This is a genomic window from Streptomyces sp. NPDC003393 (genome assembly GCF_053589015.1).
This window is the reverse complement of the sequence record NZ_JBSFRB010000001.1, coordinates 323,823-350,542: the sequence shown is the minus strand read 5'-3', so window position 1 is coordinate 350,542 and position 26,720 is coordinate 323,823. Positions and strand designations below refer to the sequence as shown.

22 protein-coding genes and 1 pseudogene are annotated in these 26,720 nt (G+C 71.3%); 6 read left to right on the top strand and 17 right to left on the bottom strand.

Annotation, left to right across the window (positions count from 1 at the left end):
• Positions 1-69 precede the first annotated feature (69 nt).
• The 4 genes and pseudogenes from ACWDUZ_RS01595 to ACWDUZ_RS01580 form a co-directional block, all read right to left on the bottom strand.
• Complete coding sequence (locus ACWDUZ_RS01595) at positions 70-1,434, bottom strand: nicotinate phosphoribosyltransferase (RefSeq protein ID WP_451629719.1); 1,365 nt, start codon at positions 1,432-1,434, stop codon at positions 70-72.
• A gap of 718 nt (positions 1,435-2,152) precedes the next feature.
• On the bottom strand, positions 2,153-2,410 hold the full coding sequence (locus ACWDUZ_RS01590; RefSeq protein ID WP_451629718.1) for a DUF1876 domain-containing protein: 258 nt from the start codon (positions 2,408-2,410) through the stop codon (positions 2,153-2,155).
• A 251-nt stretch (positions 2,411-2,661) separates the two neighbouring features.
• Complete coding sequence (locus ACWDUZ_RS01585; RefSeq protein ID WP_451629717.1) at positions 2,662-3,240, bottom strand: Rv1733c family protein; 579 nt, start codon at positions 3,238-3,240, stop codon at positions 2,662-2,664.
• A gap of 296 nt (positions 3,241-3,536) precedes the next feature.
• Positions 3,537-3,960, bottom strand: a pseudogene (locus ACWDUZ_RS01580) (acetate--CoA ligase family protein); the annotation flags it as partial.
• A gap of 164 nt (positions 3,961-4,124) precedes the next feature.
• On the opposite strand from ACWDUZ_RS01580, the gene ACWDUZ_RS01575 reads away from it, so the two are divergent.
• The 3 genes from ACWDUZ_RS01575 (at position 4,125) to ACWDUZ_RS01565 (ending at position 8,097) form a co-directional block, all read left to right on the top strand.
• Entirely contained in the window at positions 4,125-5,000 is an 876-nt protein-coding gene (locus tag ACWDUZ_RS01575; protein ID WP_451629716.1) for a universal stress protein, read from the top strand.
• A 16-nt stretch (positions 5,001-5,016) separates the two neighbouring features.
• Positions 5,017-7,404 (top strand): glycoside hydrolase family 65 protein, encoded by a 2,388-nt coding sequence (locus ACWDUZ_RS01570; RefSeq protein ID WP_451629715.1) that lies wholly within the window; start codon positions 5,017-5,019, stop codon positions 7,402-7,404.
• Positions 7,405-7,800: 396 nt separating this feature from the next.
• Positions 7,801-8,097 carry a hypothetical protein gene (locus ACWDUZ_RS01565; RefSeq protein WP_451629714.1) on the top strand — a complete coding sequence of 99 codons (297 nt, stop codon included), beginning with the start codon at positions 7,801-7,803 and terminating at the stop codon, positions 8,095-8,097.
• Between the two features lie 43 nt (positions 8,098-8,140).
• Here ACWDUZ_RS01565 and ACWDUZ_RS01560 read toward each other — a convergent pair whose 3' ends face one another.
• From ACWDUZ_RS01560 to ACWDUZ_RS01550, 3 genes are all read right to left on the bottom strand, one after another.
• Entirely contained in the window at positions 8,141-9,244 is a 1,104-nt protein-coding gene (locus ACWDUZ_RS01560) for a baeRF2 domain-containing protein (protein WP_451629713.1), read from the bottom strand.
• Between the two features lie 188 nt (positions 9,245-9,432).
• On the bottom strand, positions 9,433-10,038 hold the full coding sequence (locus tag ACWDUZ_RS01555) for a dihydrofolate reductase family protein (protein ID WP_451629712.1): 606 nt from the start codon (positions 10,036-10,038) through the stop codon (positions 9,433-9,435).
• A gap of 143 nt (positions 10,039-10,181) precedes the next feature.
• Complete coding sequence (locus ACWDUZ_RS01550) at positions 10,182-10,451, bottom strand: hypothetical protein (RefSeq protein ID WP_451629711.1); 270 nt, start codon at positions 10,449-10,451, stop codon at positions 10,182-10,184.
• Positions 10,452-10,480: 29 nt separating this feature from the next.
• On the opposite strand from ACWDUZ_RS01550, the gene ACWDUZ_RS01545 reads away from it, so the two are divergent.
• Both ACWDUZ_RS01545 and ACWDUZ_RS01540 read left to right on the top strand, forming a co-directional pair.
• Entirely contained in the window at positions 10,481-11,008 is a 528-nt protein-coding gene (locus ACWDUZ_RS01545) for a manganese efflux pump MntP (RefSeq protein WP_451629710.1), read from the top strand.
• A 140-nt stretch (positions 11,009-11,148) separates the two neighbouring features.
• Positions 11,149-11,598, top strand: a complete 450-nt coding sequence (locus ACWDUZ_RS01540; RefSeq protein ID WP_451629709.1) for a Rid family hydrolase — start codon at positions 11,149-11,151, stop codon at positions 11,596-11,598.
• On the opposite strand, the gene pqqE is transcribed toward ACWDUZ_RS01540, so the two are convergent.
• The 10 genes from pqqE to ACWDUZ_RS01490 all read right to left on the bottom strand — a co-directional run bounded on the left by pqqE (position 11,595) and on the right by ACWDUZ_RS01490 (position 22,403).
• Positions 11,595-12,692 carry a pyrroloquinoline quinone biosynthesis protein PqqE gene (gene pqqE, locus ACWDUZ_RS01535; protein WP_451629708.1) on the bottom strand — a complete coding sequence of 366 codons (1,098 nt, stop codon included), beginning with the start codon at positions 12,690-12,692 and terminating at the stop codon, positions 11,595-11,597. The two genes, ACWDUZ_RS01540 and pqqE, sit on opposite strands and share 4 nt — an antisense overlap.
• Positions 12,685-13,014, bottom strand: coding sequence for a pyrroloquinoline quinone biosynthesis peptide chaperone PqqD (gene pqqD, locus ACWDUZ_RS01530; RefSeq protein ID WP_451629707.1), 330 nt, complete (start codon positions 13,012-13,014; stop codon positions 12,685-12,687). Before pqqD ends, pqqE begins: the two co-directional genes overlap by 8 nt.
• A gap of 5 nt (positions 13,015-13,019) precedes the next feature.
• The gene (gene pqqC, locus ACWDUZ_RS01525; protein ID WP_451629706.1) at positions 13,020-13,718 is read right to left on the bottom strand and encodes a pyrroloquinoline-quinone synthase PqqC; all 699 of its coding nucleotides are present in this window, start codon (positions 13,716-13,718) and stop codon (positions 13,020-13,022) included.
• Between the two features lie 4 nt (positions 13,719-13,722).
• Positions 13,723-14,628 (bottom strand): pyrroloquinoline quinone biosynthesis protein PqqB, encoded by a 906-nt coding sequence (pqqB, locus tag ACWDUZ_RS01520; protein WP_451629705.1) that lies wholly within the window; start codon positions 14,626-14,628, stop codon positions 13,723-13,725.
• A gap of 106 nt (positions 14,629-14,734) precedes the next feature.
• Positions 14,735-14,830, bottom strand: a complete 96-nt coding sequence (pqqA, locus tag ACWDUZ_RS01515; protein WP_063766868.1) for a pyrroloquinoline quinone precursor peptide PqqA — start codon at positions 14,828-14,830, stop codon at positions 14,735-14,737.
• A 45-nt stretch (positions 14,831-14,875) separates the two neighbouring features.
• Positions 14,876-16,576 carry a PQQ-dependent dehydrogenase, methanol/ethanol family gene (locus tag ACWDUZ_RS01510; protein WP_451629704.1) on the bottom strand — a complete coding sequence of 567 codons (1,701 nt, stop codon included), beginning with the start codon at positions 16,574-16,576 and terminating at the stop codon, positions 14,876-14,878.
• 19 nt (positions 16,577-16,595) lie between these two features.
• Positions 16,596-17,057: an MSMEG_3727 family PQQ-associated protein gene (locus tag ACWDUZ_RS01505; RefSeq protein WP_451629703.1), complete on the bottom strand. Its 462-nt coding sequence runs from the start codon at positions 17,055-17,057 to the stop codon at positions 16,596-16,598.
• A gap of 278 nt (positions 17,058-17,335) precedes the next feature.
• The gene (katG, locus tag ACWDUZ_RS01500; RefSeq protein WP_451629702.1) at positions 17,336-19,585 is read right to left on the bottom strand and encodes a catalase/peroxidase HPI; all 2,250 of its coding nucleotides are present in this window, start codon (positions 19,583-19,585) and stop codon (positions 17,336-17,338) included.
• Between the two features lie 36 nt (positions 19,586-19,621).
• Positions 19,622-21,016 carry a LytTR family transcriptional regulator DNA-binding domain-containing protein gene (locus tag ACWDUZ_RS01495; protein ID WP_451629701.1) on the bottom strand — a complete coding sequence of 465 codons (1,395 nt, stop codon included), beginning with the start codon at positions 21,014-21,016 and terminating at the stop codon, positions 19,622-19,624.
• 370 nt (positions 21,017-21,386) lie between these two features.
• Positions 21,387-22,403: a helix-turn-helix domain-containing protein gene (locus ACWDUZ_RS01490; protein WP_451629700.1), complete on the bottom strand. Its 1,017-nt coding sequence runs from the start codon at positions 22,401-22,403 to the stop codon at positions 21,387-21,389.
• Between the two features lie 172 nt (positions 22,404-22,575).
• Between ACWDUZ_RS01490 and ACWDUZ_RS01485 the strand changes: the two genes are divergently transcribed.
• The gene (locus ACWDUZ_RS01485; RefSeq protein WP_451629699.1) at positions 22,576-26,667 is read left to right on the top strand and encodes a S8 family serine peptidase; all 4,092 of its coding nucleotides are present in this window, start codon (positions 22,576-22,578) and stop codon (positions 26,665-26,667) included.
• Positions 26,668-26,720: the final 53 nt, after the last annotated feature.

Below are 26,720 nucleotides of genomic sequence, written 5' to 3'. Positions count from 1 at the left end.
CGTCCGGCTTCACCGCCCACGCTGCCAGGCCGGGCGGCGGCCTGCCAGCCGGGGCGTTCCGGTGGTGGGTCAGCGGCCGGTCCGGGCCATCGGGGCAGCAGCGCCGTCGCGTGCGGCGAGCCGTTCACGGAGAGCAGCGGTCGTGCGCAGCAGACGGGGAGACAACTCCGGTACGGGAGGAACCGGGGCGCGGACACGGAGGGCAGGCTCGGGTAGCGCGGCCAGGTCGCCGAGCAGACGTGCGTGTGCCCCGGCCAGGGTGTCGGGCGGGCCGGTGCGGCAGCCGTCGCGCATCACGGTGCGCAACAGAGGTTCTGCGCCGTCGGGTGACGGCTCGTCGTACAGCGCGACGAGGTCGGGTCGGCCGGCACGGCGGTGGATCTGCTTGCGGCCGGGTGCCGTGATCTTGGCCGAGGACAGTTTCATCACCGGGCGCCCGTCGTACTCCACCAGTTTGTAGGCGGAATCGAGGTACGGGGCGTCCGCCGAGGTGCCCACACGTGTACCGACCGCGTAGACGTCGATGGGTGCCCCGGAACGCACCAGGTCGTCCACGCCGTACTCGTCCAGACCGCCACTGGCGACGATGCGCACCTCTGGCAGTCCGGCGGCGTCCAGGACCTGCCGAGTGCGGCGGGACAGCTCCCCGAGGTCGCCGCTGTCGAGGCGGACGGCACAGCCGGGCCCGCGGTCGATGTCCCGCAGAACGCGAACCGCCGTCCGCACGCCCCGGATCGTGTCGTAGGTGTCCACGAGAAAAGTGACCGGGCCCGGATGGGCGCGGGCGAAGGCGCGGAAGGCGCTCTCCTCGTCCGGGAACGCCTCGATGTAGGAGTGCGCCATGGTGCCGGACGCGCGCAGTCCCCACCGGACCGCTGCGGCGACGTCGCTGGTGCCGGCGAACCCCGCGATGGCCCCGACTCTGGCGGCGTGCAGCCCGGCCGAGACACCGTGGGTACGACGCAAGGAGAAGTCGATCACCGGGTGACCGGCCGCGGCCAGGACACAACGGGCGGCCTTGGAGGCGACGCTCGTCTGATGGCTGACCTGATTGAGCAGGTATGTCTCCACCAGTTGCGCCTGCGCGATCGGCGCGGTGACCTCCAGCAGAGGTTCACCCGAGAACACCGTGCGTCCCTCGGGAACGGCGCGCACCTCTCCCGAGAATCGCAGACCGCGCAGGGCCGAAAGGTCCTCGGGCGGACGGCCGAGGGCGTCGGCGAAGTCACGTACGTCAGCGGAGGTGATGTGAAATCCGCCCAGGAAGTCCAGAGCGGGCTCCACCCCGGCGCTCACCAGGAAGCCGCGCTCGGCCGGCAGGTCACGGACGAAGAGGCTGAACGTGGCCGGCCTGTCCATGCCCTCACGCAGATACGACAACGCCATGGTCACCTCGTACAGGTCCGTGATGGTTGCCTCAGACATCGCGCTCACCTGCTGGGATCCGATCGAAACGCGGGCCGCTGCCCGCTTGCACCCGGCCCTTCCAGGCTCGGCCGGTCCGGCCCGGAAGGGTAGGGCCGATCGGTCCACGGAGACCGGAGTAACGCGGTGCCCCCGGTAGCCCACCGCCGTACTTCGGCCACATCATGGCCGGAGGGGCCGCACTGCACTCGGCGGGGACCCGGCGAGCTTCCGTTGTTGTGACCAAGCACTAGGTGACAACTGATTGTGACGCGATGCAGCATGCATCGGGCGACAGGTCCCGCACAGAACGACGCTCGGACCGCTCGCCGGGGGATGCGGCGGTCCGAGCACGAGTCGACGGGAAGAACCATCCACTTCTCGCGGATCCTGATTGCGCGGTGCGCGGTTGCTGCCGTTCCTCCGCGCCTTCCTCGTTCGTCCTTCCCGTCACCTTCAGGACACCACATCGCTTGCCGCGCCACCAGGGCCATTCGGCCCTGATGGGCGCCAAGAACACGCGCTTCGCCCGGCGGGCGGGACGCGGCCCGGGACGGCCGTCCGCGGGGCCCGCGGAGGGGGCCGAACCGCCCTCGCGCGGCTTACCCGAGGGTGCGAGGACTCTGTCCGTATCGGACCTCTCTCCGTATCGGACCTCTGCCCGGACACAGGGTCGCGCCACCGGCATGTGTGCGGGTGGCGCGACCATGGAACGGTGCGCCGGAGCCACCTCTTCGGAGCGGTGCCGTCACGAGCACACGGGTCCCGCCATGTCGACGATGTCGTCGGCGGCCACGTCGCGCAGCCGGATGGCGAGGTCCTCCAGGGCCCGGCTGGCGGCCAGCTCGTCACCGATCTCCGGTACCGGCCGGTCGATCGGGTTGCGCCGGGCCACGCCACGTCCCGTGACCGCCGAGCTGTCGCGGGTGGTGAGTACGGCGCGTGCGTGCGTCTCGTCGCCTTCCTCGGTGATGTAGATCTGGACGGTCCAACGCTTGGCTTCCATTGTGATCACTTCCGTACGAAGGTGTCCCTGGTGCTTCCCACGGTGCGCGGGATCCGTGCCTCTGACACCTGCTGTCACGCAGGTTCCGGGCGGGCGACGCCCCTCGTCCGCGCGCTTCTCGCAGCGCATGTGCCGCCCCCTGATGTGTGCCCGTGACGCTGCGCCCTGCCGCAAGGGCCGTTGCCCACCTGCGCCGCAGGACCGGGTCGGGACGTGCCCGGTGTCCGCTGCGGCACGCGTCTCGGGTCGCGTCAGCCGGTCTTCTGGTCCCAGCGCGGGCCGACGGTGTCCCACTCCGCGCCCCACTGGTCGTAGCGGCGCTGGTCGAGCCACCACCGTGCCAGCGCCCCCGTGGCGAAGGTGAGTCCGGAGAAGGCGAGGGCGGCTCCTGCGCCGAAGAGGACGGCCTCGGCGCGTGCCTCGGTCGGCCCGGTCGGCTCGGTGGTCAGCGCACCCCGGCCGTCCTGCCAGACGATGACCGGCGTTCCGGCGCGCAGACCGGCGGGCACCAGGGTCCGTGCGGTGTGCGCGGTGCCGTCGGTAGCGGTCCAGCGGACCTTCGCCTGCGTTCGGTAGGTGTCGGTGCCGGGCGCGGTGCTCCGGGGAGCGTCGGTGAGGAGCACAGCCGACACCTCATGCCGGTCGGTACGCTGCCAGCCGAACTCCTCGTCCGCGGCTCGCGCCGTGACCGTCCACACGATCGCTCCGCCTACCAGGATCAGCACCCACATCACCAGGACGATCCAGGCCTCGACGACATCCTCGTGGCGGCGCAGTGGGTTGCTGTGCCACCGCCACAGCCGCCGGCCGGTGTGCCTGTTGCCCCTCATCGCCTCCACCTCCTCTTCCGCGTACCAGCGACGGTGCCAGGGGTGGGGGAAGAGCACATGGGCCGGACAGGTGACGTGCGAGGGCCGACCGGACCCGTCCTGGACGGAAACAGAGGGCCGATCAGCCCCATGCCGCAGTGATCACCGGAGGCTGTCCGGACAGAGGAGAACCGGCGCACCTTCAGCCTGTGCACGCCCGGAGGGGGAGGCCACAGGCCGCCCGGTCCCGGTGGAGGGTCTTTCGGTTCCGTGTGGCACCCCTCCGCCGTCGCTCCTCGGCCGGACCGCCGGGCCGGTCAGCGCAGGCGGCGCAGGTAGGGGTCGTGGGCCTGGCGCGGGAGGAGCCGAATGCGCACGTTCGAGCACGGTGATGCCGTCTGATCCGGCCAGTACGGGGTTGAGGTCCGCCTCGGCGAGTTGTGGCAGGTCGCAGGCCATCCGGGAGAGGCGGTGCAGCAGCTGCTCCAGGCCGGTGAGGTCGACGGCCGGGGTGCCGGCGTAGCCGAAGAGCAGCGGGGAGCAGCGAGGCGAGGTGAGCGGCTCGCGCACATCCCGGTCGGTGAGCGGGGCGAGCCGGCCGGCGTGGTCGGCGAGGAGTTCGGTGGCCGTGCCGCCGAGCCCGAAGACCACGAGGGGACCGAAGACCTCGTCCTGGACGACTCCGGCGAACAGCTCCGTGCCGCGTCGGGCGAGCGGCTGGATCACCACGCCCCCGGTGAGGCGGGGCGCCATGGCTGCAGGCGTGTTCCCTGCGTACCCGGATCGGGTCGAATGTCCCGAAGGGGGGCCGATCCGCCCTCGCACCGGAGTACGTCCGGTGCGACGGTGACAAGGGAACGTTTTTGCCGCACAAGGTGGCATTCCGGTGAGAGGCGGTGGCAGGGATGGAGTTGCCCCTGGTCGTAGGTGTGGACGGATCCGGCCCGAGCCTCACGGCGGTCGACTGGGCGGTGGACGAGGCCGCCCGGCGCGGCCTGCCGCTGGCGCTGGTCTACGCCTCCCTCTGGGAGCGTTACGAGGGCGCTGTCCCGTCGGTGGGTACGCAGCGGTCCTCGGAGCAGGTGATGGCCGAGCATGTGGTCGGTTCGGCGACGGAGCGGGCTCAGCGGCGCAATCCGGATGTGAAGGTGTCCGCGGCCATCGTCCCCGAGGACCCGGTCTCCGCCCTGCTCGCAGCAGGCGACGACGCCTCTGTCCTGGTGACGGGCTCACGGGGGCGCGGCGAGCTGAAAGGACTGCTTCTGGGTTCGGTCGGCCTGGCCGTGGCGGCCCGGGCGCACTGCCCGGTCGTCGTGGTCCGCGGCGACACCGCAGGTCTGGCCGGCACGCACGAGCGGATCCTGCTCGGTGCCGGCGAGTCCGAGGCCACCGGAGAGGCGGTGCGGTTCGCGTTCCGCGAGGCCGAGGTGCGGGGCTGCGTCCTCGACGTCGTGCGGGCCTGGCGCCGTCCCAGGGACGAGAGGGCCGGTTCCCTGGCGGTGAACGAGGACTCCGGTCGCAGGTATGAGGCGCAGGCCGCCGCCTTCCTGGACGAACTGCTGCGCGATGCGACGGCCGGCGCTCCGGCGGTTCGGGTGCGTGCTGCGACGGTCGAGGGACCGGCGCACAAGGTGCTGGTGGACCGTTCCGCCGCCGCCGATCTGGTGATCGTCGGAGCGCGGCGCAGGACGGGGTACTTCGGGCTCCAGCTGGGCCGGACAGCCCACGCGCTGCTGCATCACGCGCAGTGCCCGGTAGCGGTGGTACCGCACCCGGTGTGACAGTTCGGTGACGGCGGTGACGGCGGTGACGGCCGCGACGGTGTGGGAGTACGAGGGTTACGACCCGACGCAGGAGCGCCTGCGGGAGGCGCTGTGCACGCTGGGCAACGGCTGCTTCGCCACCCGCGGCGCCCTGCCGGAGTGCGATGCGGACAAGATCCACTATCCGGGCACCTATGTGGCCGGCTGCTACAACCGGCTCGTCTCCCACGTCGCCGGCCGCCAGGTGGAGAACGAGGACCTGGTCAACCTCCCCAACTGGCTGCCGCTGCGCTTCCGCCCGGCCGGGACCTCCTGGCTCAGCCCGGACGCGGCGCCCGTGCTCGGCCACCGGCAGGTCCTGCACCTCGACTCCGGCCTGCTGGAACGCCGCACCCGCTACGGCCTGGGCGACGGGCGGGCGCTGACCGTGGACCAGCAGCGGATCGTGCACATGGGCGACCCGCACCTGGCCGCCCTGCGCACCCGGTTCACCGCCGAGGGCGGACCGGTGGAGCTCGAGGTGGAGGCGGCGATCGACGGGGGTGTGACCAACGCCGGCGTGACCCGTTACCGGGACCTGGACGGCCGTCACCTCACCCACGTGGACACCGGGACCGCCGTGCCGGGCACAGTGTGGCTGCGCTGCCGGACCCGTACCTCCGACATCGGCATCGCCCTGGCCACCCGTGTGACCACCGACGACGGTGCTGCCGTGCACACCCGGCACGAGCATCCCCGCGCGATCCAGCGGGTGGGGCTGCGCCTGGTGCCCGGCCGTCCCGTCACCGTCGACAAGACAGCCGCACTGCACACCTCTCACGACCCGGCCATCGGCGACCCGTTGTGGGCCGCGACCGACCGGGCGTGCACCGCGCCGGACTTCGACGAACTGCTGCACACGCACCGAGCGGCGTGGGACGGGGTGTGGCACCGGGCCGGCATCGAGGTCCCGGGGGAGCCAGGGCTGATTCTGCGCCTGCACCTCTTCCACGTGCTGCAGACCCTGTCCCCGCACACCGCCGATCTGGATGTCGGCGTGCCCGCGCGAGGCCTGCACGGCGAGGCGTACCGCGGGCATGTCTTCTGGGACGAGCTGTTCGTGCTGCCCTATCTGAACCTGCACCTGCCCGAGGTGTCCCGCGCCCTGCTGCTGTACCGGCACCGGCGTCTGGGGCCGGCGTGCACGGCGGCGCGCGCGGTGGGCCGGCGCGGGGCGATGTATCCGTGGCAGAGCGGCAGCGACGGCCGGGAGGAGACCCAGCGGCTGCACCTCAACCCCCGTTCCGGGCGCTGGCTTGTGGACAACTCCCGCCTTCAGCGGCACGTCGGGTCGGCCGTCGCCTACAACGTGTGGCAGTACTGCGAGGCCACCGGCGACACCGAGTTCCTGCACACCCAGGGCGCCGAGATGCTGGTGCAGATCGCCCGTTTCTGGGCGGACTCGGCCACCTGGGACGCGCACCTGGGACGGCACCGCATCCGGGGTGTCATGGGCCCGGACGAGTACCACGACGCCTACCCGGGCGCCGACCGGCCCGGCCTCGACGACAACACCTACACCAACGTCACCGCCGCCTGGACGCTCACCCGCTCCCTGGACACCCTCAGCAGCCTGCCCGAACCCCGCCGACGCGAGCTCATGGAGCGCACCGGCATCGACGGCGGCGAACTGGAGCGGTGGGAGGAGGTCTCCCACACGCTGTACGTGCCCATCCACGACGGAGTCATCAGCCAGTTCGCCGGATACGCCGATCTGGAAGAGCTCGACTGGGCCGGCTACCGCAGGCGCTACGGCGACATCCGCCGTCTGGACCGGATCCTGGAGGCCGAGGGCGACACCGCCAATCGCTACAAGGCGTCCAAGCAGGCGGACGTGCTGATGCTCGGCTACCTGTTCTCCCCGTCCGAACTTTGGTCGCTCTTCCGCCGGCTGGGCCACCACCTCGACGAGGAGACCTGGCAGCACACCGTCGGCTACTACATGGAGCGGACCAGTCACGGCTCCACCCTCAGCAGGCTGGTGCACGGCTGGGTCCTGACCCGGGCCCGTCGCGCCGAGGCGTGGTCCTTCGTCCAGGAAGCACTGTGGGGCGATGTGGCCGACCTTCAGGGCGGCACCACCGGCGAGGGCATCCACCTGGGCGCCATGGCCGGCACCCTCGACCTGGTGCAGCGCGGACTGCCCGGCCTGGAGACCCGCGAGAGCGCGCTCTGGCTCGATCCCGCCCCGATGCCGGAGCTGTCCTCCTACGGGTTCTCCCTGCGCTACCGGGGCCACTGGGGCGTACGGCTGCGCCTGGAGCGCGGTCGGCTCGAGATCACCGTGCCACCGTCCGACCGCTCGCCGATCGACGTCCGCCTGCCCGACCGAGCCGTCTGTGTCCAGCCGGGAGAGACGTGCAGCTTGGTGCTGCCCGAGTGAGACTGGGGGCCGGTCGGCCCCCGGCGCCGGGACCTGCGGCACGGACCTTGTCGCAGGCGGCCGGGTCACCATGAAGCCAGAGGCTTCACGGAGGTGGATTCCGCTCCGGGGCATCCAGAGGCGTCCGCCCAGTGCTGCGGCACGCACCGTTTGCCCGCCAAGGAGCGGCGTCCGGTGCGTGCTCTGGGGGTCCCCCCGGCCGGAGGCTGGGGGAGTGCCGGCCGGAAGCCCTTGTACGGGGCGTACTCCGGCTTTCGGCCGGCGCGGCGAGTGGAGGCACCGCCCACGCCCTTCAGGCAGTGGGGGAACGTGCAGGGCGTCGCGACGGGGCGAACGTCGTCGGTCGCGGCACGAGCAGCGGGAGACACCCGTATCGGTAGAGGGAGGCGGAAGGTCATGGTTCAGACGACATGGACGACGACAGGCGTGTTCGCGGGCCGGGGAGGAGCCCGGACCGACGGGGCCGGGATCGTCACCGGGGAACTGACCGTGCAGACCACCTGGGACGGCAAGCAGGCCGATGTGAAGATCCGGTACAGCGGCACCGCCGAGTGGTTCACCCTGGCCGGAAGCCCGGTGCCCTGCCCGTCTCAGCGCGACAGCCGCCGCCTGCACCAGGCGGTCGTGGAAGCCGTGCGGGCCGGCAGGGGCGCCACCGCTCCGCACCCCGACCAGTTGTGGGCACGTCGTTGAGCACCGCCGGGAACCGGCGTGCTGTGGCTTTCCGGAAGTCCGTTCACGCTCGCGATGCGGGGTCGGCGTAGCGCAGCAGTACTCCCACTCCCTCGGCCGGCCTCAGCTCCCGCTCGGGCACCAGAACCAGTTCGCCCTTTGTGCCGACAAGGGCCCGGACCAGGGCTGCGTCGGCTTGTTCCGCGCGCGGCTCCCGTATGCCGTAGGAGCGCAGTTCCTGTTCGGTGAGGGCGAGTTGGCTGGGTTCCGGACCGGTCCACAGGCGGAACGGTGACCCGGAGTGATCGTTGAGGAACAGGGCCTTGACCCCGCCGCGTTGCAGCGCCGACACGGCGGCCGCAAGGCCTTCGGCCGCTGCTCCGTCGCGGGCCCGCTCGGCCAGGAAGGCGCCCAGCAGGGCCCGGTCGTGTGCGGCCATGCGTCCGCTGAAGAGTTCGTCGAGCTTCCGCTCCAGCAGCGCCCGTCCCGGCTGCGACTCACCGGCGCCTTCGACCGTGACGACCTGTCCGCGCAGGCCGGCCGGGAGCCGACGGACAAGGATGCCCCGGGCCCAGATGTCTCCCGCGACGACCACCGCCTCGACGTCGATGCTCCGCGCATGGCCCTCCAGCTCCCGGCCGACCTCCCCGGCGGCACGCATCCAGTCGGTCACCGGGATCTCCTCGTCCAGACGGTGGCTCGGCACGACCTTGGTCTGCGGCCACCTGCCCGCCTCGGCTTCGATCCGTACGGCACCGGTGGCGTCCGTGGAGTGTCGGCCGCCGTAATGCACATGCACCGCCAGGTACGGGATCCCGGGCGCGCGCTGGACGACCAGGGGCATCGTGTCCGGCAGGGTCCCGAAGTGCGCGATGTCCCGTGCCGGCGGGGTGGGCAGCTCGTCCAGCAGAGCCAGTCGTCCGTGAGCGGTGAACACCGCCTGGCCGTGTGTGCCGGGGACGTCCGTGTCGTTGCCCACGGTGCCCGCCACCGCGGTGAGGGAGCCCTGGTCCGCCCCCTCGGACGCCAGGGCGTCCCGAAGGTGCCGCCAGCGCAGCTGTATGGCGGCGTCGGGGTCCTCGACGGCGGCGTCGCGGGACGTGTCCAGATAGACGGACGCGAAGGGACCGGCCTGCTTGTAGAGAGGCTCGAGGAAGGAAAGTCTCATGGTCGCTCCCGCGTGGGCTGTCGGCAGGCCGGCAACGCCCGGGATTCCGCCGCCTGTGTCCGTGACCGGTGGGGATCTCGGCGTCGTGACACCCCGGCCGTCCGTGGCCGGGTTCCCGCGCAGGCCCAATCGCAGACACCTGTGGTCCGCCCGGTGATCCGGACGAAGCCGCGCAGCAGCTGTGCCGCTCAGTAGCTGTCGTAGGTGGGCCTGCCGTTCGGCCGGTAGACGCCGACGATCGTGCCGCCCTTCGTCGTCGAGACGGTGACCGGCTCCAGCGCGGTGGGGATCGCCCCGTCGGCGAACAGCCGTTTGCCCGTGCCGAGGATCACCGGATGGATGGTCAGCCGGTACTCGTCGACGAGGTCGTGCCGCATGAGGGTCTGGGCGAAGTCACCGCTGCCCACGACGTTGATGTCGCCGCCGTCGGTCGTCTTCAGCTCCCGCACGGCATGGACGACGTCGCCCTCCAGCAGGGTGGAGTTCTGCCACTCGACGGACGTCAGGGTCCGCGAGGCCACGTACTTGTCCATGCTGTTCATCCGCTCGGTGAACGGGTTGGCCGGATCGGCGGTCGGCCAGTACGACGCGAAGATGTCGTACGTCCTGCGGCCGAGCAGCATCGCGTCGGAGTGCTCGTACCAGCCGGCGATGGCCGTGCCGACCCCGTCGTCGCTCACCGGCTTCTGCCAGCCGCCGTGCTCGAAGCCGCCCTCGGCGTCCTCGTCCGGACCACCCGGCGCCTGCATGACGCCGTCCAGTGTCAGAAACGTGCAAACGATGATCTTGCGCATGGTGCGCTCCCTTCGTCGAGGGGTAGACCGCACGACCGCCGGAAACTCATCGGCGGCCACGCGGTCGGAGCGGCACCCTGGCGGGCTGTCGGCCGTGAGCCCGACCCGTGTGGGCGGCATCGCCCCGTTTCATTCCCCGAGGGTCACCCCTCGGCCAAGAGGCGAATCTCCGATCCGCGCTTCTGACTGAATACTGCGGGGGCGACATTCCACCATTTCATCGTCGGGACGGCCGGTTCGGTCGGCATCGGTGTTTCCGTCGATGCGGAGGTGTATTTGAGGAGCGAACGACCGTGATGCGGCGAGTCCCGCACGTGGCTCACGAGTTTGGTTGGAGGGCTGTCTGAGATATGATATTGATCATGGCAGTTGGCAGCCTGGATGACATCGTTGCTGCCGGCGTCGGTCGTCATCGGGCGGCGACGTCGCCATGATCTGGGAAATGCTGGTGCTGGGCTTCGTGCTCAGCCTCGACAATTTCCGGGTGTCGATCGCGCTCGGCACCGTCCCCTTCGGTCTGAAGCGCGCGGTGCAGGTCGCATTGACCTTCGGACTCTGGGACGCGGTCATGCCCCTGGTCGGGCTGTTGATCGGTCGCGGGATAGGGGAGTCCATCGGAGACGTCGCCGAAGTGATCGGCGCGGCCGCGCTCGGCGGTTACGGTCTCTACCTCGTCATCTCGGCCCTCCGCAAACCCGAACCGGACGAGTTGGACCACCCGTGGGCGCTGTTCGGCATCCCGTTGACGCTGAGCCTGGACAACCTGATCGCCGGCGCGAGCCTCGGGATGCTGGGGCTTTCGCCGTGGCTTTCGGCCGCCGCCTTCGGTGCCATGACGGCGGTGATGTCGCTGGTCGGGCTGCGGCTCGGACGGGCCATGGCACACCTGATCCGGATTCGCTCGGACCTGCTGAGCGGCTTCACCTTGATCGTCGCCGCTGCGGCGCTGCCGCTGGTGTTCGGCAACTGACGGCGTCCCGGTCCGCTGCTCGAGCGTCACAAAAATCCCTGGCGCAATCGTTGCGGAAAGTGGCACCTCTGCCGCTTGCCGACGGGTTCCGCCCGGTTTACGTTTATCAGACACTGATCAGCGTTCAATATTCGGAGGCGATGGGTGTGACGGTGTCGGCCGGCAAGACGACCCAGGTGGAGAACTTCGGGGTTCCCTGGGAAAGCGAATACGGATATGTCCAGGCGATCCGGCGCGGAGACACGATTTATATCTCCGGCCAGCTGGCGAACAAGGGAAACCAGCTGCACGCACCGGCCCCTGTGGACGAGAAGGGCAGGCCGACGGATTACTCCAACATGGGCGAGCAGATGCGGGTCAGCTACGCCAACGCCCAGGCGATCCTCAAGCGGTTCGGGGCCTCTCTCGACGACGTGGTCGAGGAGGTGCTGTACGTGCTGGACGTCCCCGCGGCCTTCGCGGTGGCGGGCCCGGTCCGCAAGGAGGCCTACGGGCAGGAGGACCCGCAGGTCGCGAGCACGCTGGTCGGCGTGACCGGTCTGGCCTTCCCGGAGCAGCTCATCGAGATCAGGATGATCGCCCGCGTCTAGGTAGGGCCTGAGTGAAGCCGGTGCGGGCGGGGGATCAGCGGACGGTCGCCGGGCCGCGAGCCGGCGTTGGCGGCCTCGACCGCCCGGGTGACCAGGCCGTGGTCGGGCGACAGGTGGCAGACCGGGTCGGTGCGGGCGGCGTCGCCGGTGAGGAGGAAGGCCTGGCAGCGGCAACCGCCGAAGTCCACCTCCCGCCGGGGGCAGCTACGGCAGGGTTCCGGCATCCAGTCCGTCCCCCGGAACGCGGTCATCACCGGGGCCTCGGCCCAGATCCGTGCCAGCGTCTCCTCCCGCACGCTGGCCCGCGGCAACGGCAGGGACTGGGCGGCCGGGCAGGGCAGGACGTCTCCGTTCGGTGTCACGGTCAGCTGCCGGGAGGCCCAGCCGCCCATGCAGGGCTTCGGATAGCGGCTGTAGTAGTCGGGGATGACGTAGATGATGTCCATGCGGTCCCGAAGCCGTTCACCCGCGGCCCGTACGACGGCCTCGGCCGCCTCGAGCTGGGCCCGGCTCGGCAGCAGCGCGTCACGGTTGCGCCAGGCCCAGCCGTAGTACTGGGTGTTGGCCAGCTCCACCCGGTCGGCGCCCACCTCCTCGGCCAGGGCGAGCACGTCGGCGAGGCGGTCGATGTTGTGCCGGTGCAGCACCACGTTCATGGTGAGCGGCCAGCCCACCTCCTTGACCACCCTCATCGCCTCGATCTTGCGGTGGAAGGACGGGGTGCCCGCGATCCGGTCGGACACGGTCGGCTCGGCGGCCTGGATGCTGATCTGCACATGGTCCAGGCCGGCGGCCCGCAACTGCTCGGCCCTCGGACGCGAGAACCCCAGGGCGCTGGTGATGAGGTTGGTGTAGAGGCCCAGCTCGTGGGCGTGCGCCACAAGCTCCACCACGTCGCGCCGCAGCAGCGGCTCTCCGCCGGACAGATGGCACTGCAGAACTCCGAGGTCCTCGGCCTCGGTCAGCACGCGCAGCCACTCGCCGGTGGTCAACTCGTCCCCGTAGTCGGCCAGGTTCAGCGGGTTGGAGCAGTACGGGCAGGCCAGCGGGCAACGGTAGGTCAGCTCGGCCAGCAACCCGAACGGGCTATCCATCGCCGAGCTCCACCCAGTGCCGGGCGACGAGCCGGGTCAGGAACTGCCGCACCTCGTCGTCGGGGACGGTCCGGTAGCGCCCGCCCAGTTCGCTCACGATCTCGGCCACGGTGTGCCGGCCGTCGCACAGTTCGAGGATGGCCGCGCCGCTCCCGTTCAGCACCACCACGGCCTCGGGATGCAGCAGGATCGGACGCTGCCTGCTCCGGGAGAAGGCCATCCGGACATGGCGCGCCAGTCGGGGCCGGTCGGAACCGGACAGCCCGGCACCGGGGCGGGTCCTGGTCCCGGTCCGGTTCGTTCCGGTAGGGGTCGCGTCCATGATGGTCACTCCGGATAGGCCTGGTCGACGGCGTCCATCACGCTCCACAGGACGTCGCACTTGAACGACAGCGCGTCGACGGCACGCGCCCGGGACTCCGCGGAGAGGCAGTGCCCGGTGACCACCTCGAGGGCGTGCTCGCAGTCCCGGGGGGCCTGCTCCAGACGGGCGCGGAAGTAGGCGAGGCCCCCGGGGTCGATCCACGGGTACCACCGCTCGAACGCGGCCAGCCGCGCCGCCATCAGATCGGGCGCGAACAGCTCGGTGAGCGAGGACGCCACCGACTCCACCCACGGGCGGGTCCGGGCGAAGTTCACATAGGCGTCGACGGCGAACCGCACACCGGGTACGAGGTGCCGGTGGTCCCGGATCTCCTCGCGGGTCAGCCCGACGGCCTCGCCGAGCCGCAGCCACGCCTCGATGCCGCCCTCACCGGCCGCGGTGCCGTCGTGGTCGAGGATCCGCCGGATCCAGCGGCGCCGGACCTCGAGGTCGGGGCAGTTGGAGAGGATCGCGGCGTCCTTGCGGGGAATGTTCTCCTGGTAGTAGAAGCGGTTGGCCACCCAGCCCCGGATCTGCGGGCGGCTCAGCCGGCCGTCGTTCATCCGGACGTGGAACGGATGCTGGTCGTGGTACCGCCGCGAGTGCGCCCGCAACGCCTCGACGAAGCCGTCGGCGCCGGTTGCCGTGGCCGTCGTCGTCACGGCACTACACCTGGACCTCAAGGCCGTCCATGGCAACCTCCATGCCCTTGTCCTCCACGGTACGCCGCTCGGGCGTGTCCTCGAGGAGCATCGGATTGGTGTTGTTCATGTGCACGAAGACGGTCCGCCCCACCCTCAGCGAGGGCAGTTGCGCCAGGCTGCCGTCCGGTCCGCCGACGGGCAGGTGGCCCATCTCCCGGGACGTCTTCCCCGCCAGTCCGAGCCGTACGAGTTCGTCGTCGCGCCAGCAGGTACCGTCGATCAGCAGGCACGCGCAACCCTCGATCTCGCCGCGCAGTGTCGGGGTCAGCGACTGCACTCCCGGCAGGTACACCAGCGTCCCCCCGCTGCGCTCGTCGGTCAGCCGGTAACCCACGACGCGGCCCTGGTCCGGCCCGGCTCCGAACCGGGCCCGCTTGCTGGTGGGCACGTCGAAGGCTTGGCAGGACAGCCCCTCCGACAGGGCGACTGCGGCGCCGGGGAGCACCGCACTCCACTCGACCGGGCAGTAGCGCTCGAGCGTGCGCAGAATCCCCGAGCCGTCGCACAGGGTCTTGCGCACCGCCGACGTGGTGTACAGCCGCAGGGCGCGGGCCTCGCGCAGCAGGAGCAGGCCCAGTGTGTGGTCGAGTTCGGCGTCGGTGAGCAGCACCGCCTCGATCGGCGTCGTCCGGTCCTCGTGCGGGTGCAGGCCCGGGAAGGCCTCGATCTGGCCGCGCACGTCGGGCGAGGCGTTGATGAGGAACCACCGGCGGCGGTCGGCGCTGACCGCGACCGACGACTGGGTGCGCGCGGGACCGGCCCGGGAGCGGACGGCGGCGCACACCGGGCAGCCGCAGTTCCACTGCGGGGAACCGCCCCCCGCCGCCGACCCCAGCACCCGCAGCAACACACCGCCACTTCCGTTCATCGCCGCTGTGGCCCGTCGCCGGCCCAGCCGTCCGCGACCGTCCCGAACCGCCGGGGGCGCCGGACCGTCACCGGCGCCACCCCGCGTCCGCTGGTCCTCTCGTCCGCTACTCCTCCAACCGAGCGAGGTACATGGTCACCTCGGCCGCGACCACGATCTCGTCGAACTCCGGTGTCTCCCAGACAGCGAGCTCGGACTCCATGGATTCACCTCCTCTCCGCCAGGGGCGGCAGGCTCCGGTCACGCGCTAGACCGGTTCCGGAAGGGCGAAGACGAGCAGGGCGCTCCCGTGCCCGGCGCCGAGCATGCCGGGGAGGAACCCCTCGGCCCAGCCGCCCCAGCCGACCGGTACGGCGACGTACTGCCTGCCGTCGACCATGTAGGTGGTCGGGCTGCTGTGGTGCCCGCTTCCGCACTGGAACTGCCACAGCAGCTCGCCGGTGCGCGCGTCGAACGCGTTGAACTCGCCGGAGGGTTCACCGGCGAACACCAGGTCACCACCGGTGGCCAGCACCGAGGCGCACATCGGCAGTTCGTTGCGCCAGCGCCACTTCTCCTCGCCGGTGGCGTCGAAGGCGCTGACGGACCCAGCCATGTCCTCGATGTCCACCTGAACGCCCGCGCCCCAGTACGGGATGCTCTCCTTGAACTCCCGCCGCCGCCGGGTGGCGGTGGCCCCGGTGTCCTGGACCGGGACGTAGAAGAGCCCGGTCTTCGGGCTGTAGGCCGCGTGCGTCCATTCCTTGGCGCCCGCGGGACCCGGGTAGAAGTGGACCGGTTCGCCCTCCTTGTCCGGGTACACCTTGGCCGTCACCCGGCCGTCCCGCGTGATCGCACCCCAGGTGATGCGGTCCACGAAGGGGGTGATCCCCACACGCTCGCCGTTCGTGCGGTCGAGGACGAAGAAGTAGCCGTTCTTGTCGAAGTGGCCCAGCAGTTTGCGCCCGTCCTGCTCGAACAGGATGCATTCGGCGATGCTGTCGTAGTCCCACAGGTCGTGCGGGGTGCACTGGTAGTGCCAGCGCATCTGGCCGCTGTCCACGTCCACGGCGATGATGCTGTCGGTGAACAGGTTGTCGCCCTCGCGGACGGCTCCGTCGAAGTCGGGCGCCGGGTTGCCGGTGCCGACGTACAGCAGGTTCGTCTCCGGGTCGAAGGTGCCGGTGAGCCAGCAGTTCGCTCCTCCCCGTGCCCAGGCCTCGCCGTCGGCGGGCCAGGTCTCCGCGCCGGGTTCCCCGGGCTTCGGCACCGTGTAGCAGCGCCACTGGTGCTCGCCGGTCTCTAGGTCGAACGCGTCGAGGTGGCCGCGTACCCCGAACTCACCGCCGGAGCTTCCGACGATGACCATGTTCTTCACGACCAGGGGTGCGACCGTGGCGCTCTCCCCGGCCCGGACGTCTCCGTAGGTCCTGTCCCAGACCCGCTTGCCGGTGGTCGCGTCGAGGGCGAGCACACGCGCGTTCGCCGTGACGAAGAAGACCTTCCCCTGGGCCACGGCGACCCCACGGTTGACGTTCCCGCAGCACAGGGACACGTCGAAGGGAACCGCGTGCTTGTACCGCCAGATCTCCACCCCCGTCTTCGCGTTCAGGGCCCACACCCAGCCGTCCCAGCCGGAGAGGAACATGACCCCGTCGACGACGATCGGTGCGGCCTCGAACGAGTAGGTCGACGCGCCCGCGATCAGGCCGGTGGTGCCTGCCTGGAAGACCCATGCGGGGACCATGCGCTTGACGCTCTCGGTGTTGAGCTGGTCCAGCGGGCTGTACCGCTGTCCGTTGTAGGCGCCGTAGTAGGTGAGCCAGTTCTGGGGTTCCTCGCGAGCGTGGAGTATGCGTTCGTAGTCGACGCCGGCCACCACCGGCGGCGCGACATCCCCGCCCGCGACCTTGCCGCTCAGGCTTCCCTGGTCGACGGCCCAACCCGCGTCCACGTAGTCGACGGTCATGCGCTCCGCCTCCATCTCCTTACGGTCGCGGCTGTGCCGGACGGTCGAGGCGGGCCTCCGGCGGAGCGTCCCCCAGGACGACGATGGCGCCGGTCAGTCCCCGGCCCTCGTCGTTGCCCGTGGGCGAGCAGAACCAGTAGTAGCCCGGTCCGTCGAGGTTGAGGTTCGCCCGTCCCCGTGAATGGTTCACCAGCCAGATGAACTTCCGGTCGCCGTTGCTCGGCAGCAGCGCGCAGTGGGTGTTCAGATCGTCGTTGATGAGCTCGAGCTCGATGTCGCCTCCGTGCGGCATGACCAGAATTTCGGGATCCCAGGTCAGTTCGTCCGGGTGAATGCGAATGGTGGCCTTCATACGGCCGTCCGATTCCTCGGTGGCCCGGCCGATGCTTCCGGTGCCCAGCACCTGACCCAGCGTTGCTTTGTTCTGTGTGTTCAACCCGATCTGGTCCAGCAGGTCGGATCGCTCCTGCGCGGTCGTCATCGGGGCTTCACTCTCCTCATGAACGGACCTGTGATGAGTGGACCTTTTTGAATTCATTTTTGCGTCGCGATATCCGGAAACAGTCGGCGACCGAGGAAGATGTCACGCCGGATGAATCACATCGAAAAAGCGGGATGAATGAGCAATCAATAAACACGCTACGCCGGGCGGATCACACCGACAAGAGTGAACGACGGCTCGGGGCCGCTCATGCCGTTCGTCCGCGGCCCGCTACCGTTCGCACCCCGTCCGCTGCCGTCGGCGGCCCCATGAGGGAATCAGGCGAGGTCGAACCGATCGAGGTTCATGACCTTGTCCCACGCGGCGACGAAGTCCCGTACGAACTTCTCCGGTGCGTCGTCACTCGCGTAGACCTCCGCGACGGCGCGCAGTTCGGGGTTCGTGCCGAAGACGAGGTCGACACGGCTGCCGGTCCACTTGACCTCGCCGGTGGCGCGGTCGCGGCCCTCGAAGGTGTCCGCCGTCGCGGAGGTCGGCTCCCATTCCGTGTCCGGGTCGAGCAGGTTCACGAAGAAGTCGTTGGTCAGCGACCCGGGTGCCGAGGTGAGGACGCCCAGGGGTGACTGCCGGTGGTTCGCGCCCAGCACGCGCAGGCCACCCACCAGGACGGTCATCTCGGGCACGGTGAGGTTCAGCAGGTTCGCGCGGTCCACCAGCAGGTGCTCCGACGGCAGCCGGACGCCCTTGCCCAGGTAGTTGCGGAACCCGTCCGCGGCCGGCTCGAGCGGGGCGAAGGACGCCGGGTCGGTCCATTCCTGCGCGGCGTCCGTGCGTCCCGGAGTGAAGGGGACCCGGACGTCATGGCCGGCGGTCCTGGCGGCCTGCTCGACGGCGGCGGCCCCGCCGAGCACGATGAGGTCGGCCAGCGAGATCTTCCTGTTCCCGGTCCGGGAACCGTTGAAGGACTCCCGGATCTCCTCCAGGGTGCGCAGCACCTGTGCCAGCGTGTCGGGCTCGTTGACCTCCCAGTCGCGCTGCGGCTCGAGGCGGATGCGCGCGCCGTTCGCCCCGCCCCGTTTGTCGCTGACGCGGAACGTCGAGGCGGACGCCCACGCGGTCGAGACGAGCCGGGGGACCGGCAGCCCGGAGGCGAGGATCCGGCTCTTGAGCACGGCGATGTCCGCCGCCCCGACGAGCTCGTGGTCGACGGCGGGGACCGGGTCCTGCCAGATCAGCGGCTCCGGGGGAACCAGCGGTCCCAGGTAGCGCTGGATCGGGCCCATGCCGAGGTGCGTCAGCTTGAACCACGCCCGGGCGAACGCGTCCGCGAACCGGTCCGGGTTCTCCAGGAAGCGCCGCGAGATCGGCTCGTAGACCGGGTCCGACCGCAGGGCGAGGTCCGTCGTCAGAATCGTCGGGGCGTGCCGTGCCGACGGGTCGTGGGCGTCCGGGACGGTACCGGCTCCGCCGCCGTCCCTCGGAATCCACTGCCACAGGCCGCCGGGGCTCAGCTCCACGTCCCACTCGTAGCCGAACAGGGTCGCGAAGAAGCCGTTGTCCCATGTCGTCGGGGTGGGAGTCCAGGTGCCCTCGAGCCCGCTGGTGACGGCGTCCCGGCCCTTTCCGCTGCCGTAGGCGCTCTTCCAGCCCAGGCCCTGCTCCTCGAGAGGGGCGCCCTCCGGGCCGGGGCCGAGACAGGCGTCCGGGTCGGCCGCGCCGTGCGTCTTGCCGAACGTGTGGCCGCCCGCGATCAGCGCGACGGTCTCCTCGTCGTTCATCCCCATGCGCCGGAAGGTCTCGCGGATGTCCCTGGCCGCGGTGAGCGGGTCCGGGACGGTGTTCGGTCCCTCGGGGTTGACGTAGATGAGACCCATCTGGACGGCCGCCAGCGGACGCTCCAGCTCCCTGACACCGCTGTGGCGTTCGTCGCCCAGCCAGACCCGCTCGGGGCCCCAGTAGACGTCCTCGTCGGGCTCCCAGACGTCCACCCGGCCGCCGCCGAAGCCGAAGGTCGTGAGGCCCATCGTCTCCAGCGCGCGGTTGCCCGCGAAGACCATCAGGTCGGCCCAGGAGATCTTCCGGCCGTACTTCTTCTTCACCGGCCACAGCAGCCGGCGCGCCTTGTCGAGGTTGCGGTTGTCCGGCCAGCTGTTCAGCGGCGCGAAACGCTGCATGCCCGCGCTCGCGCCACCGCGCCCGTCGTCGACGCGGTACGTCCCGGCGCCGTGCCACGCCATCCGGATCACCAGCGGGCCGTAGTGGCCGAAGTCGGCCGGCCACCACTCCTGCGACGTCGTCAGCACCTCGTCGACGTCCCGCGCCAGGGCGTCGAGGTCGAGCGTGCGGAACTCCGCGGCGTAGTCGAAGTCCTCGCCCATGGGGTCGACCATGGCGGGGTGTTTCCGGAGGACCGCCAGGTCGAGCCGGTTCGGCCACCAGTCGCGATCGCCCGCGCTCCCCATCGGGTGACCGTGGTGGCCGCGGTGACCGGCCGGGACCGAGTGGCCGAGGCCGCCCGCGCTCCCCGTGCTCTTCTCGCCGACAACGGCGTCCGGACTGTCGGACACGGGACTCCTTCCGGGAGCAGAGTCGTGCCGGGGTTGTCAGATGCCCAGCGCGCGACGTACGACCGGCGCGTGCCGTCGGGAGACCGGCACCATCTCGTTCGTGCGGTCGTCCATGACCAGGGACAGCTCACCCTTGGACCCGCGCTCGATCTCCCGGACACGGCCGAGGTTGACCACATACCGGCGGTGCACCCGCAGGAAGCCGGCGTCCGCCAGTTCGCTGTCGAGCCTGTCCAGGCTCGACGGGGTGGCTCGCAACGACCCCTGATCGGTGGAGAGCCACACGTCGTTTCCCCGCGACTCGGCGAAGAGGACCTCCGGCAGCCGCAGCAGCACCATCCGGTTGCCGCGCAGGCCCACCAGTCGGCGCGGACGCGCGCGGTGGTGCGCGGACCACTCCGTCTCGGGCACCCGCGCCCCGTCGGCGGCACCGAACGAGACCAGGTTCCCGATCAGGTGTCCGGACGAGAAGACCGGTCGGATGCTGATCGGCGTCGGCTCGTCGGCGAGGTGAGCGAAGATCTGCGTCGATCCGACCCAGCCGGGATCGTGTGCCGCCTGCCCGGACGCGTGCCGGGCGGCCGCGGTCAGTTCCGGCAGTCCAGGGGTCCAGCGCAGCGTGGGGTCGACCGCCGGGGTGGACGCCGGGACACCCAGGAGCCCGCTCGCCCTGTCGTCGGCGATCACCACCTTGCCCGCGGCGTCCACCGCGGCGAGCGCTGCGCCGGAGCGGGTCCTGGCCCGGGTGTAGGCCGCGACCAGCTCGGCGCCGCTGTCCCGGGCGCGCCTCTTCAGCGGGCGCTGGGTCATCGTGGCCGCGTTCGCCAGCCAGCATTCCGCGGCCGCGGGGAGCTCGCTGCGCCAGCAGCAGATGCTCAGGACCGCGATCGGTTCCTTGGTGACCACGTCACGGACCGCGATGCCCGCGCAGACCCAGTTGTGGAACGCCTGGCACCAGTGCTCCGCGCCCCGGATCGGCACCGGGCCGTGCGCCTCGAGCGCCGTGCCCATGCCGTTCGTGCCGGCCGCGCACTCGGACCAGCAGAACCAGGGCGCCAGATGGGAGGCGTCCGCCCTGGCGCGCGTGGCTTGATCACCCCACTCGGCCAGGATCCGGCCCGAGGCATCGGCGACGGTGACCACGCCACCGAGGTTGCCCACTTCATGTGCCACGGACGCGGCACGGAATCCCAGCTCGGCGATGACGACATCGTGCTCGGGCGTCCGGCCGGGCTCCGCGACGGCTGCCGGGGCCTGGGTGAGGTGAGGATCGACCCGGTACTGCTCACGGCAGCGACGCCATGAGACCGCCACCAGGGGGCGGACACCCGTGACCTGGTCCTCGCCCTGCACGAACCGTTCCCACGCCGCGAGTACGGTGCCGTCGCCCGGGTTCGCCGAGACGGGCTCGAGCCGCGTTGCGTCCCTCATGGTTCAGAACCGCCCTTGGTTCATCCCCCACGCCCGACGGCGTGCGCCCGCTCCGCACGGGTCGCTGCTGGTCGCGGCCGGGCCCACGGCGGGCCGGGCACCGCGTCGCGCGTCTTCCTGCTTCTTCTTCCTGCTTCGTCACTCGTTCCAGGCCGTGTCACAGACCTGCATCCCCCACCCTAGATACCGTTTTCGGGCAGCGCACGTCCCTGTCGGGGCCGCGTGCGCCGGGTGACCGAGGCGCATGGACGCCGCGGCGGCCGGAACAGCGCAGCCGGGGCCAGGTCGTCACCATCGGCTGCGGCGCGGTCGCACTGCGTGGCGCGCGCACCGCCACCCCGCAGCCGGGCCGGGGCGGCGGTGTGCCGCGTCACAGCCAGCCCCGGCGGGCCGCCATGACCGCGGCCTGGAACCGGGTGGACGCCCCGAGTTCCGTCATCAGGTCATGGATGCGGCGCTGCGTGGTGCGCGGGCTCCAGCCCTGCGTCCGGGCGATCGCCGCGTCGGTCAGGCCGGAGCTGAGCATGGTCAGCAGGGCCCGGCGCTCGGCCTCCGCCTGTACGGCGGCCGGCCCCGGATCCGCCGTGACCGTCTCCGCCGCGGTGTCGGCGCCCCGCGGCGGCGCCGCGTCCCGCAGCGGCACGGCGCGCTCCCACTCCGCTTCGAAGAGTGCCTCGAGGGACACGAGCATCGGTGAGGGACGGATGAGATACGCGGCCGAGTGGCCGCCGGGCGCCAGGCTGAACGGGATGATCGCGGCCTGGTCGTCGCTGACCACCAGTTTCAGCGGCAACTCGGCCCGGACCCGCGCGTGTTCGCCGCCGCGCACGCTCGGCAGGATGTCACCGTGCAGCCGACCGGGCCAGGCCACCGCCGCACGGCTGTAGATCACCCGATGGCTGACGCCGGTACGCTGCCGCTGCGTCTGGGTCTCCAGGTTGGCACCCGGGCGGTCGATGTACGGAGGGCGGTCGAAGGCGCGTACCTCCCGGCGGGCCCTCGAAGTCAGCCGGTGCACCGCGGCGCTGATGTCCCCCCGGTCGGTGAGGAGCTCAACCGCGATGTCCGGGTGGCTGATCCGGTTCGCCTCCCGGTGTGTCTCCGCCAGCCGCTGCACCAGTGAACGGGCCGCGTCGAGTTGGTGCTCCCGCTCCTGGATCAGCGCGGTGACGGCGACTTCGGGCGCGGTCGCCGTGAAGCGCGGCGGACGGCCGGCGGCGCGTGTGGCGAGACCGTCCTTCACCAATCGCGACAGCAGCCGCCCGGCAGCGGAGGCCGACAGCCCGCACACCGCGCCGAGTTCGGACGCAGTACAGCGCGGCATGCCTATGAGGGCCGTGTAGGCATGCTCGGTGTCGGCGGTGAGTCCCAGTACGTTGAGTTCCATGCCTTCTTCCGCCTCGTGTGGCGACACCTCGCCAGCTGGCTCACTTCGGCCACTGCCGCAATCTTGTGCTGTCTTGCGTGTAGTTGGCATCTTCCCTGGAAGGGACGTCCTCCTACGCCGATGACGAGCGGGCGGACGTCCCTGTCGTGTTGCCCCCTCGGAAGGTGTCCTCATGCCCCCGCGTCGCCGTTCGCCAGGCAGCCGGTTCGCCCGGTTGTCCGTCGCCCTGGCCGTCGTCTCCTCAGCCGTCGCCCTGGCCGTGCCGGCCGAGGCAGCGCCGCAACCCACCGCGATGCCGTCGGCCCGGACGCCGCTCGACGGCCCCTCCTCGGGCAGTGCGGTCCCCGAGCCGCCGGCCCAGCACCAGGGCGCCGTCCCCGGTCAGGTTCTGGTCACTCTCGACCCGACGACGTCGGTGACGGGCCACCCGGTGGCCGGTACGCGGCAGGCGGCCCGTGTCCCGAAGACCAGCAGCCCCGACCTCGACGCGAAGCTGCGGTCGGTCGGTGCCACATCCCTGCGCCCGCTGTTCCCCGGCCTGTCGTCTTCGGCCGCCGCTGACGTGACGTCATCGGCTCGCTCACGCCTGGGTGATGACGCGGCCGACCTGTCGCGCACCTACGTACTGCAGACCGGCCGACGTGACTCGGCAGCCGTGGCGCGGGCCCTGCGGGGCACCCCAGGGGTCTCCTACGCCGAACCCGACCGCTATGTGAACACCATGAACAGCGGTGCCCGGCCGCTGCCTTCGGCGGTGACCAAGGCCGCCAGGGCGGTCAGCGCCGAGCCGGCCCCGGGCACCGACCCCGCTTCGGTGCCGCGGAACTTCGGACTGGCCACCTCCGCCCAGGCGCTGCTCAACGCCGGCGGCGTCGACGCCGCCGGCGCGTTCTCGCTGCTGGGCCACTACGGGCAGCAGCCGGGCGACGGCGAGACCATCACGAATGTCTGCATCGGCGACCTGACCGACCAGTCGATGGCCGACGGCGGCGACGACTACGTGCGGTCGAACGGCCCCACCACGGTGGTCAAGGACGGCCGGCGCTACCTCGACCTGCCGTCGATGCCGCTGATCCCCACCTACGTCGCCGGCGACGACGGCAGCCTGGACGCCGCCGCGTCCACCGAGCATCAGGACCCCGCGCTGGGCGAGGCCATGCTGGACTTCAGCGTGATGGCCCCGCTGACGCACGACCGGCAGCGCCCCGAGGCGACCGGCAGCGGCTACACCGACCTGCTGGGCATCGCGCCCGGCGCCGACTACCGCCTCGTCGTCCCGCAGCAGCCCACCATCGACCGGATAGCCGGCGCGCTGCTGGCCGCCGCGCACCAGTCGCCCAAGCCCGACGTCATCACCGCGAGCCTCGGCTTCGGCACCGACGCGGAGGGATTCCCCGGGCGCTACCTGGAGGACGACCCGTTCATCCGGTCGGTCGTCGCCTCCATCGTGCACCGGGACGGCATCGTGGTGTCGATCTCCTCCAACGACGGCACCCGCCTGTACACCCCCGCCGCTGTCGGCCCCGACGGCGGCAGCACGCCCACCGACCTCGCGCCGGGCGAGCAGTCGGCCACGGACATCGACGACGACGCGGAGTCCACCACCCCGTCGAAGGTGCCCGACAGCGGCGCGATGTCCGTCGGCGGCACCACTCTGGACGACACCCTCGCCCAGGGCACGGACGGCGCCGCGACCACCGCCGAGACCCGGATCAGCGGCTCGGGCACCTTCTCCTCCGGCTTCGGCACCCGCGTCGACCTGTCGGCGCCCAGCGACAACGTCCTCGCGTTCTCCCACCCCGCCGGAGGCTCTCCGCAGGACGTGTCCGTGTCGCTCACCGGCGGTACGTCCGCGTCCGCGCCGGAGGTGGCCGCCGCGGCGGCAGTCGTCCTGCAAGCCGGCCGGCTCGCCGGGCACGACCTGACTCCGGCCCAGGTCAGGCACGTTCTGGAGCAGACCGGCCGAGACGTGCCCACGCCGCCGCAGATCGACCGGACGCTGCACGTCGGCCCGCAGATCGACGTCACCGCGGCCGCCGAGCGGGCACTGGGCCGCCCCGCGGGCACTCCGGCCCTCGTCAGGCTGTCGGTCGCGCACCGGGTCACCATCGGCGGGCTCGGCAGCGCCTTCACGGAGACGACCGACCAGGACCGCATCGACCTCGGCGACGCCGCGTCCGGCGGTACCGGAGAGGGGCTGGTGGGCCCGGTTACTTTTGCCGGTGACGTCGTGGGCCTGGACGGCGAGCGCGCCCAGTACACCCTCACCGTCGGATCGACCGTGTTCCGCTCGCACGGCCCGGCGATCCGGGTGACGCCACATCAGCTCCTCGCCGCGACAGGGCTTCCGGACGTCTCCGACACCGACCGCCGGGTGACGGTGACCTACCGGGTCGCCGTCCACGGCCGCACCCGCGCCACCGCCACCCGCACTCTGACCGTCGGCCCCAGCGACGGCCGGTACGCCGAGGCCGCCGCGCCCAAGGCGCCCGCGGTCGTCCCCGAAGGGCACCCGGTCACCGTGTCCTACGACCTGACCGGTGTCGAGAACGTCTCCGCACCGCAGTTGGTGGTGTCCGGCGTCGGCCACTGGAACCCGACCCTCGGACCGGTGTTCGGCGCCGCCTGGCACCAGGAACTCACCGGCACCAAAGGCACCGTCACCGTCCCGGCCGACGCGTTCTCCGGGGGCGGGCTCTACGGCGTCGGCATCTCGACCTCCGGGTTCGGCGGCAACCCCACGGCCGTCGGATACGGGGAGTTCGCGCCGGTCCGGGTCGCCGGCGGCACGGCGGCCGACCGTCCGGCCGCGCCGACCCTCACCGGGAAGAACCGCGTCGAGGGCCACACCGCCGAGGTCACCCGGGTCGCACCCGGGTTCGACCTGCACTACGACGTGCGGAGCGTGCACCGGGCCGCGTACGCGGAGGTCGAGTTCTCCGCGCCCGGCCCCACCGTCTACGGCTCGGTCAACACGTTCACCAACGCGGACGGCGACCGGCTCGACAACGACGGCGTGAACACGCCCTCCACCGTCCACCGGGTCCTGCCGGCCACCTCCGGCTCGGTGCACCTGGACGCCCTGGCGCTCGGCCTGGCCGGCTCCGACAGCTACGGCGTGCGGGTGTTCGCCCTGGACAAGGGCCACCACATCGTCGGCCAGGCCTCGCCGTCCTCCACCCTCGCGGTCGACGACGGGCTCGCCCCCGACGGCAGCACCGTGCTGAGCTTCGCCGCGGCCGGCACCGACTCCGTGGCCGCCCTGCGCACCACCTCGGGCGGTACCGAACTCCGGCACTACTCCACGGCCACCGGCGACTACGGCGCCGTCATCGCCTCCGACGCCGGCACCGGCTCCGACTACGAGGTGCTGGGCGTGGCAGGAGTCGCACACCGCGCCCTGGTGGTGCACCAGGCGGCACCGGGCGGTGATGTGCGGGTGGAGACGTGGAACACCGCCACCGACACGCTCATGGGCTCCACCTCGCTGGAGAACGGTCGGTACACGTTCGTCGCCGGCCGGGTCGACGCCGTGCACGACCGGGGAGGGGTGCTGCTGCGCGGCTCCGACGACAGCGACCTCGTCCTGCCCGTCGATCTCGCCACCGGGACCTCCGGCGACCCGATCCCGGCCGACCTGCCCGACGTGCCCAAGGGCACGTACAGCCTGCTGGACTTCGACACGTCCTCCGGTGCCGTCTACTTGGCCAAAGGCGCGTCGGCGTTCCTGTGCCTGGGAGGCATGGTCGTGCCCCGGGTGGATCTGACGACCCGGGCCGTCACCGAGGCCGGATCGATGCCCGGGTGCAGTTACGGCTTCGACTCCGACGGCCAGGGCCACCTCTACAACCTGTCGGCGACGTCGATCAGCACGAAGATCGTGCCGACGGCGGTGCTGACAGGCCTGGACACGGCCACCGGAAACCAGGACGCGTCGATCACCGTCCGGCAGGGCGCCCCGGCGTCGATGGCGATCGACGGCAAGAACAAGATCGCGGTCGTCTCGTATCCCACGCCCCCGGGCCAGGCGTACTTCGGGTCCCAGCAGCCGCTGGTCCTGGACAGCAACGCCACCGGCCAGCTGCTGATCATCGATCTCGCCTCGGGCACCGTCCTGCGGACCCTCTCCGGGTTCACCGTCGCCGCGCACGGCGGGTCCCTGATCCACGGCGGGCAGATGAACTCCGTCCAGCTCGACCCGTCCACCCGGACCGGCTGGACGTACGGCGCGTTCGACGCGCAGGTGCAGCAGTTCAGCTACTGATCCCGACCGGCACTCCGTGAGGGCCCGTACCCTCACGGAGTGCCGGCAGGTCG